The organism is Micromonospora avicenniae (genome assembly GCF_900156065.1).
Classification (GTDB): domain Bacteria; phylum Actinomycetota; class Actinomycetes; order Mycobacteriales; family Micromonosporaceae; genus Micromonospora; species Micromonospora avicenniae.
This window is the reverse complement of record NZ_FTNF01000003.1, coordinates 102799-118455: the sequence shown is the minus strand read 5'-3', so window position 1 is coordinate 118455 and position 15657 is coordinate 102799. Positions and strand designations below refer to the sequence as shown.

The window sequence follows — 15657 nt, the reverse complement described above, 5'->3', positions numbered from 1 at the left end:
ACGGGTCGGTACGCGCCGGTCGCCGCGGTTGCCCGCGGATCGCGATCGGCTCGACCCGCCGTGGACAATGATCGCGGGCCCTTTCGGGGCCCGTGTCTCCTCGCTCCGCACCGGGTCTTCGTCTCTACGCCAATCTTACTGTGCGTTGGGGGTAGAACCGCCACTCGGCACCCTCGCAGAAGGGCTGAGAACTCCGTAGCGGGCCGAATCGCCGCGTCCACGACTCCCCCCACGCGCCAGGCCAAGATCGACGGGCCGTGCCGCTCGCGAGTGCACCCGGGGTCGGGTGGGTCGAGGGGTCGCGGAGCCGCCGGTGGTGCCGTACGTTGGCGGCGGTCCCGAACCGGACTTGATCTTTCTCGGCTGGAACCGGACGATCGACCCGATCAACCCCACACGTGCTGTTAAGAGGTGACCCCAGATGGGGCTGGACAACGTCGCGGTCCACTGGCCGCGTACCGGCCGCTTCTACGACCCGGTCGCACCGGCCGAGTTCGTCGACTTCGGCGAGATCGTCGATCTGCCGAGGATCTCCGCGCCGACAGCCGCGCTGGCCGAATTGATCGCGAAGACCGGCACGGTCCGGGCGACCGCGTACACGGAACTGGTCGACCTGCTGCTCGGTCTGGAGGGTGTGCTCTACGCCACAGACGCCGCGGCGGAGGACGAGGATCCGGTGATCGACCCGGACGGCTGCGGTTGGATCGCCGACGGCATCGAGCGGTTCGTCGCCGGGCACCGACAGCACGGCGAGACGGTGACGTTCGAGTCGGTGAGCGCGGTACTGCGCGAACTGCTCGGTGACGGACGCCTGGCCGAGCAGCAGCTGCGCTGGTTGGACGGGCGGCTCGACGGCCTGCGCGACGAGAGCGGTGAGCCGCCGCAGTGGAACTTCACCTGCGCCGAACTGGGGGTCCTGGCCGCCTTCTACCGGCGCTGTGCCGACCGCGGCTTCGCCGTCTACGCCGAGTCGGCCGCCCCGCGCCGGGCGACGCACTCCTGACGGGCGGACCGCTGCCGGGCCCACCCCCGGCCGCGCCCGGCGGAGCAACGCTTTTCCGTCAGGAGAGCGGCACGGCCTCGGCGCGGTTCGCGGCGGCGATGACGGTGGTGAGCGCGGCGTGCAGCTGGCGCAGCTCCGCCACCGGCAGTCCGAGCCGCTCCACGATCGCCGCCGGGATCTGCTCCGCCTGCGCCCGCAGTGCCTCTCCGGCGGCGGTCAGCGTGACGGCGAGGCTGCGCTCGTCGGCGGCGGCCCGCTCGCGATGGACGTAGCCGGTCGCCTCCAGCCGCTTCAGCAGCGGGGAAAGGGTGCCCGGGTCCAGTTGCAGCAGCCGGCTGAGCTCGCGCACGGAGAGCGGGGCGTACTGCCAGAGCGCCAGCATCACCAGGTACTGGGGATGAGTCAGTCCCATCGGCTCAAGCAGCGGGCGGTAGACCGCGACGACGCTGCGCGCGGCGACCGAGAGCGCGAAGCAGACCTGTTCCTCCAGGGCCAGCGGATCCCGGTCGGCCATCTCGTCGCGCACTACTCGCCCCCCTCGTAGACCGGTGCTATCGTACCGGCAATTGGTGCCCCAACTATTGGTACACCAATTGTTGGTAGTCCAACCATCAGGGAGGTGGGGTGGCGATGGGCGAGGAGAAGCCGGTCCAGAAGCCGGGTGAGGGCGGCCGGCTCATGAGGTGGGCGTACAAGCACCTGGCCGGTCCGGCCGAGGTCCAGGGTGCCGTCCAGGGCGGCTCGGCGGTGGCCCGGGAAATGTGGAAGCAGGACCTGGAGAACCGCAAGCGCTACAGCCGGGAGCAGCGGGAACGCAAGCGCGCCGCCCGCGAGGCCCGCAACGGCAACTGAGCCGCCGCGAAACCGCGATCAGCCGTACGTGTCCCGCGGGCCGCGACCACGGACCCGGCGCGGCCCACGGGACCACGACGGCGCGGCCGGACCGTGGATGTGCAGCTTGCGCACCACGTTGTGGCCGACCTCGCGAGCGATCTGCTTCAACAGTGAACCGGCGAGCAGACGCAGCTGGGTCGCCCAGGCGGTACTGCGCGCCTCGACGGTCAGTTCCCCGTTCTCCAGCTTCACCGGGCGGCTGTGCTGCGCCACCTCCGGCCCGACCACCCGCTCCCACGCGCCGAACACCGTCGCCTCCGCCGCCGGCTGCTGCCAGCCCCGGGCCTTCACCAGCCGGTCCAGCACGGCACCGAGCGGCTGCGGGTCACGCGGATCCGGCCCGGGACCCGAGTAGCCGCGCATCCGCCGCTCGCCGGCGCCACCACCACCGCCGGTCGAGCCCCGCCGGCGGGTCGTGGGCTTCGCATCCCGTCGCGCCTTCGCCGCATCGAGCACCGCACGCGCCAACTGCGGCCCCGACGGTCCGTCCGGGTCGGTGCCACCGACGGCACCGATCGGGTCGGGGCCGTCCGCCCGGAGCCCGCCGTCGCCGGCCGCGGCGTCCGAGCCGGTCGCGCCCCGGGCGGCGGCCCGGTCACGCTGGTCGGTTCCGCCGTCGCCAGGGGTACGCGCACCGCGGCGCCCGGCCGGCACGGCGCGACTCGGTCCATTCGTGCCCGTGCCACCGTCCCCGGTGCCCTCCGGATCATCCGACACGGCTCACCGTCCCGTCGCCCACCGCGTATCGAGCGCCCCGCAGCGCGGCGGGCACGTCGTCGTCGACCGCACAGGTCACCAGCAGCTGGCTAGCCCCGCCGACCAGCTCGGCCAGCCGCTCCCGACGCCCGGCGTCCAGCTCGGCGAAGACGTCGTCGAGCACCAGCACCGGCTCGATCCCGTCGGCGCGCAGCAGGTCGTACCCGGCCAGGCGCAGCGCCAGCGCGAACGACCATGACTCGCCGTGGCTCGCGTACCCCTTCGCGGGCAGCGGACCGAGGGTGAGCGCCAGCTCGTCCCGATGCGGACCGACCAGCGTGGTCCCCCGCTCGATCTCCGCCGACCGCGACTCGGCCAGCGCGGCCGTCAGCGCCTCGGCGAGCGCTGCCCGGTCCAGGGTCGGCTCGGCCAGCTCCACCGACGGCCGGTACGCGATGCCGGCGGCCCCGCGCCCCGCGGCGACCGCGTCGTACGCCTTCGCCACGTGTGGGGTCAGCGCCGCGACCAGCTCCAACCGGCCGGCGAGCAGTTCCGACCCGTGGCGGGCCAGGTGCGTGTCCCAGACGGCGAGGGTGGACAGGTCGCCGCCCCGCGACCCGCCCGTCTTGCGGGCCAGGTACGCGGTGCGCAGCAGGGCGTTGCGCTGCTTGACCACCCGCTCGTAGTCGGCCCGCACCCCGGCGAACCGTGGCTGCCGGCTGACCAGCAGGTCGTCCAGGTAACGGCGGCGCTCGGCCGGATCACCCCGGACGAGTTCGAGGTCCTCCGGAGCAAAGAGCACCAGCCGCAGCGCGCCGAGGACGTCCCGCGCCCGACGAGCCGGGGAACGGCCCAGCCGTGCCCGGTTCGCCTTACCCGGAACGATCTCCAGCTCGACCAGCAGCTCCCGCTCGTCGTGCACGATCGCGCACCGGATCACCGCCGAACCGGCGCCCATCCGTACCAGCGGCGCGTCCGTGGCGACCCGGTGGCTGTCCAGGGTCGCCACGTAGCCGAGCGCCTCGATCAGGTTCGTCTTACCGACGCCGTTGGCGCCGATCAGGACGTTCGCCCCCGGCTCCAGGTCCACGCCGATCCGCTCGTACGAGCGGAAGTCGACCAGTTCCAGCCGGCGGACGTACACAGGTTGTGGAAACCGCTCAGCGCTTGTGGACGGCGTGCCCGCCGAACTGCTGACGCAGCGCGGCCACCGCCTTCATCGCGGGCGAGTCCTCCTGACGAGAGGCGAACCGGGCGAACAGCGAGGCGGTGATGACGTTCAGCGGCACGGCCAGCCGGACCGCCTCGTCCACCGTCCACCGTCCCTCGCCGGTGTCCTCGGTGTAGCCGCTCAGCTCGGTCAGCTCCGGGTCCTCGTCGAGGGCCCGGTCGAGCAGGTCGAGCAGCCAGGAGCGGACGACGGTGCCCTCACGCCACGACTTGAAGACGCCCGGCACGTTGGTGACCAGCTCGGAGGCGGCCAGCAGCTCGTAGCCCTCGGCGTACGCGTGCATCAGGCCGTACTCGATGCCGTTGTGCACCATCTTCGCGTAGTGACCGGCTCCGACCGGGCCGGCGTGCACGAAACCGAACTCGCCCTCCGGCTTGAGCGACTCGAAGATCGGCATCAGCCGGGCGACGTGCTCCTCGGCGCCACCGACCATCAGCGCGTAGCCGTTCTGCCGGCCCCAGACGCCGCCGGAGACCCCGACGTCGATGTAGCCGATGCCCTGCTCGTTCAGCCGCTCGGCCCGGGGGGCGTCGTCGCTGAACCGCGAGTTGCCGCCGTCGATGACGATGTCGCCCTCGCCGAGCACCTCGGCGAGCGCGTCGATGGTCTCGTCGGTGACGCCGGCCGGGACCATCACCCAGACGGCCCGCGGCGATTCGAGCTTCTCCGCCAGCTCCGCGAGGGACGCAACGTCGCTCAGCTCCGCGTTGTGGTCGAAACCGACCACCTCGTGGCCGGCGGCGCGCAACCGCTCGCGCATGTTGCCGCCCATCCGGCCGAGTCCTACCAGGCCGAGCTGCATGTGTTCTTACCTCCGGTGCGTGGGTGTTGCGGGCGCGATCAGCGAGACACGCGGATCGGCATGATGAGGTAGCGATACCCCGGTACGACCTCGCCATCCTCCCCGGCGGGCGAGATCACCGCGGGCTTGAAGGCGTCGACGAACGAGAGTACTGCGGTCTGTGCGCCCAGGTTGGCCAGGCCGTCGATCAAATACTGCGGGTTGAAGCCGATGGTGAGCGGGTCGCCGGTGAAGGTGGCCTCCATCGCCTCGCTGGCGCGTGCCTCCTCGGACCCACCGGCCTCGACGACGAGCCCGTCCGCACTGAAGCTGAGCAGCACCGGGGTGGTCCGCTCGGCGACCAGCGCCACGCGCTTGACGACCTCGATCAGGGTGCTGACCGGCACCCGGGCTTCGGCGTTGTGGCTGCTCGGGAAGAGCGAGCGGACCGGCGGGTAGTTGGCGCCGTCGAGCAGGCGGCTGGTCGTACGCCGGGTGCCTCCGGCGAAGCCGATCATGCCTTCGCCGGCACCGCCGGCGGCCAGCGCCAGCGTGACCTCGCCGCCGATCGGACCCAGTGCCTTGGCGGTGTCGTGCAGGGTACGCGCGGGCACCAGGGCGTTGATGCTCACATCCGAGTCGTCCGGGTTCCACTGGATCTCGCGCAGCGCCAGCCGGTAACGGTCGGTGGCGAGCATCGCCAGGGTGCTGCCGGACAGCTCGATCCGGACACCGGTCATCATCGGCAGGGTCTCGTCCCGCCCGGCGGCGATGGCGACCTGGGCGACCGCGGCGGCGAAGGTGGCGGCGTCGATGGTGCCGGCGCTCTCCGGCATCTCCGGCAGGGACGGGTAGTCCTCCACCGGCATCGTGGGCAGGGTGAACCGGGCGCTGCCGCAGACCAGCTCGAGGTGGGCGCCGACCGCGGCGATGTCCACCGGCTTGGCCGGCAGGGCCTTGGTGATTTCGGCGAGGAGCCGGCCGCTGACCAGCGCCGCGCCGTCGGCGTCCCCCTGCACCTCGACGGTCACCTGGCTGGAGACCTCGTAGTCGAACCCGGACACCTGCAGGTTGCCGTCGGTGACCCGGAGCATCACGCCGGCCAGCACCGGAACGGACGGCCGGTTGGGCAGGCTCTTCGCGGTCCAGGCCACGGCCTCGGCGAGCGCGTCGCGCTCCACTCGGAACTTCATCAATGCCTCCGCGTCGACGTCGACAACAACTCTCTCATGCCGACCGCTGCCTGCCGACCCGCCCGACGGGGCGGGTACTCATCGCACCTTAAGACGCGACGACATCGGCTGTGTGCCCGACCCCACGGAGGGAGTCCCTGCTCACCGCTGCCTCGGCAGCGTCCGGCCCGATCCACAGAAAGTCCAACGGTGATGATTGGTTTTTGTTTTTTCAGAAGAGATAACTCATCGTCTTCATCGCACCTGTGCAAACTGTGGAGAACCAGCGTTTGCGCAGGTGAGACAGCTTATCCACCGGTGAGTTGGCTGTGGAGAACCCGGGTATAAACCCGGGTGCCGGTCCACAGGCCGCGTTAACCCCCAGGTTGTCCACCGTTGTCCACCGGTTATCCACCGTCAATCCACCGACTTTCTCCCCAGGCCTGTGGATCGTCCGGACCGTCGGATCCGTCGTCATCCCCAGAACCTTCAACAGCTTGCCCACAGGTCGGCCGTCATCGGTGGATGACGGCCCCGTTGTCCCCAGGCGTCCACACCCTGTCCCCAGGAGTTGTCCACAACCTGTGGGTAAATCGAGAGCGGACCCAGCGTAGTTATCCACCGTCGGTGGACAACGGGATGTGGACAACGATCGCGGGCGGTGGACGGACACGGCCCCGATCCTGTGGGTTCGACCGGCTCGAGGGTCAAGCGACCGGCTGTGGAAAACGTCGAGCCCCGCCGTGGGCGGGGCTCGGGTCACTCGGTCGCGCATCGCGGCCGCGCGTGCGGCCCGCGTACGCCTCAGGTGTTCTGCTTGATCCGGTTGGTCAGCTCGGCGATCTGGTTGTAGAGCGAGCGGCGCTCGGCCATCTGCTGCCGGATCTTCCGGTCGGCGTGCATGACCGTGGTGTGGTCGCGTCCACCGAACGCCTGCCCGATCCGGGGCAGCGAAAGGTCGGTCAACTCCCGGCAGAGGTACATGGCCACCTGGCGGGCGTTGACGAGGACCCGGGACCGGGAGTGCCCGCGCAGATCCTCCAGGCTCACCCCGAAGTAGTCGGCGGTGGAGACCATGATCTGGTCGGCGGTGATCTCCGGGCCGGCGCCGTCGGGGATGAAGTCCCGCAGCACCTCCTCGGCCAGGGACAGCTCGACCGTCGACCGGGTGAGGCTCGCGAACGCGGTCACCCGGATCAGCGCGCCCTCGAGCTCGCGGATCGAGTTCGACACCCGGGAGGCGATGAATTCCAGCACGTCCGGCGGCGCGTAGAGCCGCTCCTGGGCCGCCTTCTTCTGCAGGATCGCGATTCGCGTCTCCAGGTCCGGCGGCTGGATGTCGGCGAGCAGGCCCCACTCGAACCGGGTACGCAGCCGGTCCTCCAGGGTCGCCAGCTGCTTCGGCGAGCGGTCGGAGGTGATCACGATCTGCTTGTTGGCGTTGTGCAGGGTGTTGAAGGTGTGGAAGAACTCCTCCTGGGTCCGCTCCCGGTTCTCCAGGAACTGGATGTCGTCGATCAGGAGGATGTCCACGTCCCGGTAGCGCCGCTGGAACGCGCTGGTCTTGTCGTCCCGCAGCGAGTTGATGAAGTCGTTGGTGAATTCCTCGGTCGAGACGTACCGGACCGAGCGGGCGTTCCCGAGGGTCGTGGCGTAGTGCCCGATGGCGTGCAACAGGTGGGTCTTGCCGAGCCCGGAGCTGCCATAGATGAACAGCGGGTTGTACGCCTTCGCCGGTGATTCGGCCACCGCGACCGACGCGGCGTGCGCGAAGCGGTTCGACGAGCCGATGACGAACGTCTCGAACATGTACTTCGGGTTCAGCCGGTTTCCGCCCGTGTCGGCTCCCGGCAGCCGGCGGTCGTCCCGCAGCACCGACCGGTGATCCGCGCCACCACGGCCGGGGCCGCTGTCGGTCCCACCGTCGCGGGGCAGCGCCCGGATCACGTGCTGATCACGCGGCGACGGGGCTTCCTCGCGGTACCGGGGTTCGTAGGAGCGGGCGTCCGGGCCCGGCGGATCGAGCCGAGCGGCCTGTTCGTCGAAGGCGCGCCGCTCCGGTGCGGCCCGAGGTGCCGGAGCCGGCCCCGGGTCGGCGAACGCGGTGCTGAACAGCGTCTCCTGCGCGTCCCGGCCCGTACCGAAGTCCGGGTGGTGCGGTTCGACGAGTTGCGGCGAATGGTCCAGCGTGCGTTCCGGCTGCGGCTGTTCGGGGATCGGCGGGTCCGGCCGTGCGGCCGGGTGGGGCGCGTCGAGCAGATCTGCCGGCCCCACCTCCAGATCGACCGGCCCTGGTTCCGGGGTGCTGCGGTAGACGGTTCCGGCCGGTCGCCCGGCCGGGTCCTCGGCGACCCGTACGGTGACCGCCACCTGGATCGGCCGGCCGAGACGGCGGGTGAGCGCCTCGGTGATCGCCGGGCGCAGCCGAGACTCGATCACGTCCCGGGTGAAGGCGTCCGGTACGGAGAGCAGCGCGGTGTCCTCGACGATCGCGCGCAGTCGGGTCAGCCGGAGGTAGGCCCGCTGCTGCGCGGAGATGATCTCGTCGGCGAGCTCGTCGGTCGTCGCCGTCCACACCGCGGCAAGGTCGGTCGAACCGGCCACCGTCGTGCCACCCCCTCGCCTCTGCTCCCCGGCCGTCGCTGTCTGCCAGCCGGCCGTCGCGGGCCCGCCGCGTGAGCGCGGATGGCGCTTTTACCACCCGAACGGCCGACCAGTCGTCGTCCACAAGTTATCCACAGCCTGTGTACCGACCGATTGTGGCCGTTCGTCGGACGCGGGTGGGACCTGCCCCTGCCTGATCGGGCGCTGAAGCGGGTACACCGTGCCGAACGATTCACTACCTTGTCCGGTCTTGCCGGTCGTCGACGATTCAACCCCCGACGCCGACCGCAATCGGGCACGGTAACAGCGTTGTCCCTGCGCCATCAACCGGCGACGCGGCCCCCGCGTTCGCGGTATGAGTGAAAACCGCCGCTACGGTCGTCGGTGCGTCCGTACCGGCCCGGGCGGTGCCGTTTGACGGTCATTGCCTCCCTGCGTAGGCTGGAGCGGCTGCTCTCACGCCCTCTGCTAGGGTGATGGGTGCTTGCTGCCCGCGTAGGTCTCCCCGAATCGGTGAGGTGCCGCGTCGTCGGGCAGCGCCGATTGGAGGCCACCGCGTAGTGGCCTGGACCACCACACGACTCCCGGGTCTTCACCGTCCCGGGACGTAGGACAACGGAGAGCCTGACGTGAGCAAGCGCACCTACCAGCCGAACAACCGCCGGCGCGCCAAGACCCACGGCTTCCGGCTGCGCATGCGCACCCGGGCCGGGCGGGCCATCCTCTCGACCCGTCGCGCCAAGGGCCGCGCCCGCCTGTCGGCCTGAGGCCGACCGGGCAGGTCCGGGGAGACGTGAGGCAGTCGTGCTGGCCGCCGCGCAGCGACTGCGGCGCAGCACCGACTTCGCCGCAGCGGTCCGGGGTGGCCGACGCGCCGGCCGTGGCGCGGTCGTGGTGCACCTGACCCTGCCGATCTCTCCCGAGCCAGCGACACCGACCTCGTCGGAGCCGGCGCGGAACGCCGGCGCGGAGCAGTCGTCCGCGCCGACTCGCGCCGGCTTCGTCGTATCCAAGGCCGTCGGGCCGGCGGTCGTTCGTAACCGGGTCCGCCGCCGCCTGCGGCACCTCGTCCGCGAACGGCTGGGCGAACTGCCCCCGGGCAGCACGTTGGTCGTCCGAGCGCTCCCCGAGGCCGCCGACGTGTCCTACCCGCGGCTCGGCGCCGACCTGGACGCCGCGATCGCCGCCGCCCAGGTGGCCCGGAGGCGGCGCCGGTGAGTCTCGGTTCCGCCGCTCCCCGGTCCGACAGCCTGGCCGCCCGTGTGCTGATCGGGCCCATCATCGCGTACCGTCGTTGGATAAGTCCGGCACTGCCGGCCCGCTGTCGGTTCTACCCGTCGTGCAGTGCGTACGCGCTAGAGGCGGTGGGCCGGCACGGCGCGGTCCGCGGGACCGGGCTGGCGGTCCGGCGGTTGTTGCGCTGCCATCCCTTCCACCCAGGTGGACATGACCCGGTACCGGAGCCGGGCGGTCGCCGCCGTGCCGATGTGACTGGAGCTCCGAATTGAGTCTCGACTGGATCTACTACGCGATTTCGTGGATCCTGCTGACCTGGCACTCGGCCTGGGATGCCATCGGAGTGCCCGTCGACGCCGTCATCGGCACGAACTTCGCCTGGATCCTGGCCATCTTCTTCCTGGTGGTCACCGTCCGGGTGATCCTGTTCCCGGTCTTCGTCAAGCAGATCAAGTCGCAGCGCGCGATGCAGGCGTTGCAGCCCCAGGTCAAGGCGCTGCAGGAGAAGCACAAGGGTGACCGGGAGACGCTCCAGAAGGAGATGATGGAGCTCTACCGGAAGGAAAAGGCCAACCCCCTCATGGGCTGCCTTCCGATGTTCCTCCAGATCCCCGTCTTCCTCGGCCTGTTCCACACGCTCAAGCGGCTCAACCCGGACAACCAGCTCAAGACGCTGTACGGCTGGACCGTCGACCAGTTCAACAGCGCCTCGAGCGCGAAGCTCTTCACCGCCCCGATCTCCGGCCGTTTCGGCTCGACCCCCCAAGAACTGGCCAACCTGGGCGCGAACGGCACCACCGTCAAGCTCATCGCCGGCGTCCTGGTCCTGGTGATGATGGGTACCACCTACCTCACCAGCCGCCAGATGATCCTCAAGACCGGCTGGGCCGAGGACCCGCAGCAGCGGATGATCCAGCGGCTGATGCTCTACGGCATCCCGCTCTCGCTCCTGGTGTCCGGTTCGATCTTCCCGATCGGTGTGATCATCTACTGGGTCACCAACAACCTCTTCACGCTCGGCCAGCAGCAGTGGGTGCTCCGCAAGTACCCGCCGCCGCCCACCGCCTCGAAGGCCGCGACGGCGACCCGCAACCCGGCGCAGCCGGCCAAGACGAGTGGCCTGTTCGGCCGCAAGCCCGCCCCGCAGGTGCCGACCAAGGCCGCCGCCCCGAAGGTCGCCGCCCCGAAGCCGGGCGCGAAGCCGGCCAACCCGAAGAAGGGGCGCCCCGCCAAGCGGCAGGGCTGACGTGATCCGGGCCGCCGCGGGAGACCGTCGGCGGCCCGTTCCGCACCGTGCAGCCGCCGTACGGCCGGCGCCGGGCGGAACACACCGCGCGCGACGCGGGCACGGGCGAAACTGCCCATACAGACGTGCCCGTGGCACCGGCGACCTCCAGCCGGGCCCGGGAGACCAGCGGACCGACGGTCCGGCCGAGCGAGTACGGAGATGACACCGTGACCGATACCAGCATCCCCCGCGCCGACGAGTCCCTGGACGAGGAGGGGACGGCTCCCGTCGCGTCCGGCGACGACACCGAGGTCGAGGCCGAGGAGGCCAACGGCGCAGGCCGGGAGAAGAAGGCCCCGGCCGAAAGCGACCTGTTCCGGCAGAGCGAGATCGCGGCCGACTACGTCGAGGGTCTGCTCGACATCCTCGACTACGACGGCGACATCGACGAGCTGGTATCCGGTGGGCGCCCGGTGGTCGAGGTCGTCGGCGCCAGGCTGCAGAGCCTCGTCGGCCAGCGCGGTGCCACCCTCGAAGCGCTCCAGGAGCTGACGCGGCTCGCCGTCTTCCGGCAGACCGGTACGCCGAGCCGGCTGCTGCTCGACGTCGGCGGCTACCGCGCCACCCGGCGCAAGGAACTCGCCGCGGTGGCCCGCAACGCGGTGGAGAAGGTCAAGGAGTACGGCGAGTCGGTGCGGCTGGAGCCGATGTCCGCCTTCGAGCGCAAGTGCGTGCACGACGTGGTCAACGCGATCGCCGGCGTGGAGAGCGAGTCGGAAGGCGTCGAGCCGAACCGTCGTATCGTCGTCCGGCCGGTGGACTGACCGGGTGACCCACGAAGACGCCGCGACCGGCCCGGGTGGCACCTCACCCGGGCCGTCGGCTGTCCGGCCCGGCGACCCCTCGGAACGTTTCTCGCGTTCCTCCGGTACGGCGGACACCCCCGACCCCGCCGTCGCCACGTTGCCGGTGGAGCTGGCCGATGCGGCCCGGGCACTCTTCGGTGACCGCCTCGACATCGCCGCCGCGTACGCCGAACTGCTCGCCACCGACGGGGTGGTCCGCGGCCTGATCGGCCCCCGGGAGGCCCCCCGGATCTGGGACCGTCACCTGCTGAACTGCGCGGCGGTGGCCGAGCGGATTCCGGAGGGCATCGAGGTGCTGGACGTCGGCTCCGGTGCCGGCCTGCCTGGTCTCGTCCTGGCGATCGCGCGCCCCGACCTGGCGGTGACCCTGATCGAGCCGCTGGCCCGACGTACCTCGTTCCTGATCGAGGTGGTGGAGCGGCTCGGGCTGGGCGGGTCCGTCCGGGTGTTCCGTGGTCGGGCCGAGGAGGCGGCCACCGGCGCGAACGGCATGGCCCCGCTGCGCGGAGACGTGGTCACCGCTCGCGCCGTTGCTCCGCTGGACCGGCTCGCGGCCTGGTGCCTACCGCTCGCCGTGCCGAACGGGCGCCTGGTCGCGCTCAAGGGCGCCTCGGCGGCCGAGGAGATCGTCGAGCACGAGGCCGCTGTCGCGAAGCTCGGCGGCGGGGAGCCGACCGTGCACCTCTGCGGCGTCGGAGTGATCGACCCGCCGACCACCGTGGTGGAGGTCGTACGGGAGCGGGTCGTGGGTCCGGCCCGGACGGCGGCCGCCAAGCGGTCCCGGGGTGGCCGCTCGCGCCGTCGCTGACGGCGCGAGCGAGCTGTCGTGCCGTCAGCGGCGGCCGCCTCGACTGTGATACCTGTCGCGCTCGCAGCGGCAGGGCTCGCGGTGGTCGCCGCCGCGCTGGATGACCAGCGGTTCCGTTGCGGCGCAAGCCTTTCCCGGTACGTGCCTGGGTCGTTGGAACCGTTGCGGGTGGAGGAAGGGATGAGAACCCGACGTGGACCGGCCGCGCCTGTGCGCCGTAGGCTGACCGCGCGTCGATAGTGTGGAGCGGATGGCGACGGACGTTGACGGTCCCGGCCGCTCCCGCTGGCTACGGACACCGTGAAGGGCGTGTGCGGGCGTGGCCAGTTGACGGATGCGGACCGACCATCCGAAGCGGGCAGGGATGACAGGTGCATGACGACGGCAGGTACGACGACCCACGAACGAACAGGTCGGCCAACGACCATGTTTCACGTGAAACCAGCTACCCCGCCTGGTCCCCGGACGGGTCCGGGCCAGAGCAGCAGGCGATCCGCCCGCCGGACTCGGTACCGCGGCCGGTGAACGCACCGTCCGAGGCGCGGTCGGCCACGACCCGGCGCAACACCACGGCGTCGGCTCGGATCGAGCAGGCCGTCCCGCAACAGCCCACCCCCGATGCGGTATCGGATGCCACCGCAGCGCCCGACACCCCCGCTGTCCCGGCCGAGCCGTACGAGGCCACGCCGGTTGATCCCTCGTACGTTTCACGTGAAACGGCCGAAGATGATGACCCACCGTTGGCAATGGAGGCGATGCGCGCCGTGCAGATCCTGAACCCCAGTGGCGAGGTGACGATGCCTCGACCGGAGCGGACCCGGGTCATGTGCGTCGCGAACCAGAAGGGCGGCGTGGGTAAGACGACCACGACCGTCAACCTGGCCGTGGCGCTCGCGCTGCACGGCAATCGGGTGCTGGTGGTCGACCTCGACCCTCAGGGCAACGCCTCCACCGGGTTGAACGTGCCGCACCACACCGGCGTGCCGGACGTCTACGACTGCCTCATCAACAGCGTGCCGCTGGAGGAGGTGGCGCAGGGCGTGGAGGGCATCCCCAACCTCTGGTGCGTACCGGCGACCATCGACCTCGCGGGTGCCGAGATCGAGTTGGTCTCCGTGGTGGCCCGGGAGTCCCGGCTCGCCCGCGCCATCGCCGCGTACCCCGGCCACTTCGACTACGTCTTCATCGACTGCCCGCCCTCGCTCGGGCTGCTCACCGTGAACGCGTTGGTGGCCGCCCAGGAGGTGCTGATCCCCATTCAGTGCGAGTACTACGCGCTCGAAGGGTTGAACCAGCTCATCAACAACATCAACCTGGTCCGGCAGCACCTCAACCCGCGCCTCGAGGTCTCCACGATCCTGCTCACCATGTACGACCGGCGCACCCGCCTGGCTGACGCGGTCGAGCAGGACGTCCGCAACCACTTCGGCGACAAGGTCCTGCAGGCGGTCATTCCGCGGAACGTGCGCGTCTCCGAGGCGCCCAGCTACGGGCAGTCCGTGATGACCTACGATCCCGGATCGCGGGGTGCCACGAGCTACTTCGAGGCAGCCCAGGAGATCGCCGAGCGAGGCGTCAAGGAACCGGTGGGCCGGAATGCGTAGTGCGGACGAGTCGTCTGGAGGCGTGGCATGAAGAACCGTCCTCGGGGCGGCCTGGGTCGAGGTCTGGGAGCACTCATCCCGACCGGGCCGGCGCCGGTTGCCGGAACGGAGGTCGTCGAGCCGGCGAACAACCTGCCGGCCGCGGGTGCGGTGGCCGCCGCCCCGCCGGCTGTCGAAGCACCGGTCGCGCCGCCGGAGCCCGAGTCGACGCTGAGTCCGGTGCCGGGAGCGCGGTTCGCTGAGATCCCGGTCGACGCGATCCTGCCGAACCCGAAACAGCCCCGACAGGTCTTCGACGAGGAGGCGCTCGAGGAGCTGAAGACCTCGATCCAGGAGGTCGGCTTCCTCCAGCCGATCGTCGTCCGCCAGCTCGACGACGAGAAGTACGAGCTGGTGATGGGCGAACGCCGCTGGCGGGCCGCCCAGGCGGTCGGTAGGGAGAACATCCCGGCGATCGTGCGGGACACGCGGGACGACGCGATGCTCCGGGACGCACTGCTGGAGAACATCCACCGGGCGAACCTCAACCCGCTGGAAGAGGCGGCCGCCTACCAGCAGCTGCTGGAGGAGTTCGGGGCCACGCACGAAGAGCTGGCCCGCCGGATCGGGCGCAGCCGCCCGCAGATCTCCAACACCATCCGGCTGCTCAACCTCCCCGCCCAGGTGCAGCGGCGGGTCGCCGCCGGGATCCTCTCCGCCGGGCACGCCCGCGCTCTGCTGAGCCTCGACGACGCGGAGGCGCAGGAGCAGCTCGCGCTGCGGATCGTCGCCGAGGGCCTCTCCGTCCGTGCGACTGAGGAGATCGTCGCCCTCGCCCTGAACGACGGCCCGGCGAAGCCCTCGGCCGCCAACCGGCGTCCCAAGCCGCACGCGCCGGCCCTCAACGATCTGGCCGATCGGCTGTCGGACCGCTTCGACACCCGAGTGAAGGTGGATATCGGCCGGAGCAAGGGCAAGATCACGATCGAGTTCGCCACGGTCGACGACCTGGAGCGGATCGTGGGGATCATCGGCGTCAGCGAGGAGTCGTCCGAGTCCTGACGCGACCGCCCCCGATGGCCGCGCACCCTCGCCGGGGTGGGCGGCCGTCGTGCTGTCAGGGACAGCCGTCGACCGGCACCCCTGCTGCCCTGCCGCGGCCTCGTCGGTGGAACCGGGACGGTCAGCTCGGGCTTTCAGGGGCCCGTCCCCTCGCCGAACGCACACACGATGGGCGAGAAGGTCGTGCGGTCCCGCGTCGCGCGGGAGTACGCCGTCCGCGGAACTCAGGTCGATGCCGCCTCCGGGGAGGAACGGCCGGGCCCCCCGGCGTTTCACGTGAAACGGAGCCGCTGGAGCACCCGGAACGCGGGGTGGGCGGGCGTGTCGGCGGCAGGCGAACTTATCCACACCAGTTATCCACAGGCGACTGCCGTTTCACGTGAAACAGCGCGTGGAACCCCTTGCGTACCTGTGGATTACGCGCGAACACCGGGCCTCCGGGGGCCTGTGGATATCTCCGGCGCGGACCCGCCGGAGCGGCTCTGGAGGGCCT

The 15657-nt window shown here is 70.9% G+C and carries 16 protein-coding genes; 10 read left to right on the top strand and 6 right to left on the bottom strand.

The annotated features are described in order from the left end of the window. Window positions 1–421 precede the first annotated feature (421 nt). On the top strand, window positions 422–1003 hold the full coding sequence (locus tag BXA10_RS06235; RefSeq protein WP_076468515.1) for a hypothetical protein: 582 nt from the start codon (window positions 422–424) through the stop codon (window positions 1001–1003). Window positions 1004–1061: 58 nt separating this feature from the next. Here BXA10_RS06235 and BXA10_RS06230 read toward each other — a convergent pair whose 3' ends face one another. Beyond that, window positions 1062–1517: a MarR family winged helix-turn-helix transcriptional regulator gene (locus BXA10_RS06230; RefSeq protein WP_076469221.1), complete on the bottom strand. Its 456-nt coding sequence runs from the start codon at window positions 1515–1517 to the stop codon at window positions 1062–1064. Between the two features lie 116 nt (window positions 1518–1633). Between BXA10_RS06230 and BXA10_RS06225 the strand changes: the two genes are divergently transcribed. Then, window positions 1634–1855, top strand: a complete 222-nt coding sequence (locus BXA10_RS06225; RefSeq protein ID WP_076468512.1) for a hypothetical protein — start codon at window positions 1634–1636, stop codon at window positions 1853–1855. 18 nt (window positions 1856–1873) lie between these two features. Here BXA10_RS06225 and BXA10_RS06220 read toward each other — a convergent pair whose 3' ends face one another. From BXA10_RS06220 to dnaA, 5 genes are all read right to left on the bottom strand, one after another. Further along, window positions 1874–2413 carry a DciA family protein gene (locus BXA10_RS06220; protein WP_076469219.1) on the bottom strand — a complete coding sequence of 180 codons (540 nt, stop codon included), beginning with the start codon at window positions 2411–2413 and terminating at the stop codon, window positions 1874–1876. 190 nt (window positions 2414–2603) lie between these two features. Next, complete coding sequence (recF, locus tag BXA10_RS06215; protein WP_076468510.1) at window positions 2604–3737, bottom strand: DNA replication/repair protein RecF; 1134 nt, start codon at window positions 3735–3737, stop codon at window positions 2604–2606. A gap of 16 nt (window positions 3738–3753) precedes the next feature. Further along, window positions 3754–4626 (bottom strand): phosphogluconate dehydrogenase (NAD(+)-dependent, decarboxylating), encoded by an 873-nt coding sequence (gene gnd, locus BXA10_RS06210; RefSeq protein WP_076468508.1) that lies wholly within the window; start codon window positions 4624–4626, stop codon window positions 3754–3756. 38 nt (window positions 4627–4664) lie between these two features. Continuing rightward, window positions 4665–5798, bottom strand: a complete 1134-nt coding sequence (gene dnaN / locus BXA10_RS06205) for a DNA polymerase III subunit beta (protein WP_076468506.1) — start codon at window positions 5796–5798, stop codon at window positions 4665–4667. A 783-nt stretch (window positions 5799–6581) separates the two neighbouring features. Further along, a complete protein-coding gene (gene dnaA / locus BXA10_RS06200; RefSeq protein WP_076468503.1) occupies window positions 6582–8381 on the bottom strand; it encodes a chromosomal replication initiator protein DnaA in 1800 nt (599 codons plus the stop codon). A gap of 629 nt (window positions 8382–9010) precedes the next feature. Here dnaA and rpmH point away from each other — a divergent pair. The 8 genes from rpmH to BXA10_RS06160 all read left to right on the top strand — a co-directional run bounded on the left by rpmH (window position 9011) and on the right by BXA10_RS06160 (window position 15164). Further along, window positions 9011–9148 (top strand): 50S ribosomal protein L34, encoded by a 138-nt coding sequence (gene rpmH, locus BXA10_RS06195; RefSeq protein WP_007073824.1) that lies wholly within the window; start codon window positions 9011–9013, stop codon window positions 9146–9148. A 37-nt stretch (window positions 9149–9185) separates the two neighbouring features. Next, window positions 9186–9599, top strand: coding sequence for a ribonuclease P protein component (gene rnpA / locus BXA10_RS06190; protein ID WP_076468501.1), 414 nt, complete (start codon window positions 9186–9188; stop codon window positions 9597–9599). Between the two features lie 44 nt (window positions 9600–9643). Next, a complete protein-coding gene (yidD, locus tag BXA10_RS06185) occupies window positions 9644–9889 on the top strand; it encodes a membrane protein insertion efficiency factor YidD (protein WP_217696738.1) in 246 nt (81 codons plus the stop codon). Beyond that, complete coding sequence (gene yidC / locus BXA10_RS06180; RefSeq protein ID WP_076468497.1) at window positions 9886–10863, top strand: membrane protein insertase YidC; 978 nt, start codon at window positions 9886–9888, stop codon at window positions 10861–10863. Before yidD ends, yidC begins: the two co-directional genes overlap by 4 nt. A gap of 209 nt (window positions 10864–11072) precedes the next feature. Next, a complete protein-coding gene (locus BXA10_RS06175) occupies window positions 11073–11669 on the top strand; it encodes a Jag family protein (RefSeq protein ID WP_076469216.1) in 597 nt (198 codons plus the stop codon). 139 nt (window positions 11670–11808) lie between these two features. Next, window positions 11809–12519 (top strand): 16S rRNA (guanine(527)-N(7))-methyltransferase RsmG, encoded by a 711-nt coding sequence (gene rsmG / locus BXA10_RS06170; RefSeq protein WP_076469214.1) that lies wholly within the window; start codon window positions 11809–11811, stop codon window positions 12517–12519. Between the two features lie 371 nt (window positions 12520–12890). Continuing rightward, on the top strand, window positions 12891–14123 hold the full coding sequence (locus BXA10_RS06165) for a ParA family protein (RefSeq protein ID WP_076468495.1): 1233 nt from the start codon (window positions 12891–12893) through the stop codon (window positions 14121–14123). Window positions 14124–14150: 27 nt separating this feature from the next. Continuing rightward, window positions 14151–15164 (top strand): ParB/RepB/Spo0J family partition protein, encoded by a 1014-nt coding sequence (locus tag BXA10_RS06160; protein ID WP_076468493.1) that lies wholly within the window; start codon window positions 14151–14153, stop codon window positions 15162–15164. The last annotated feature ends 493 nt before the right edge of the window (window positions 15165–15657 follow it).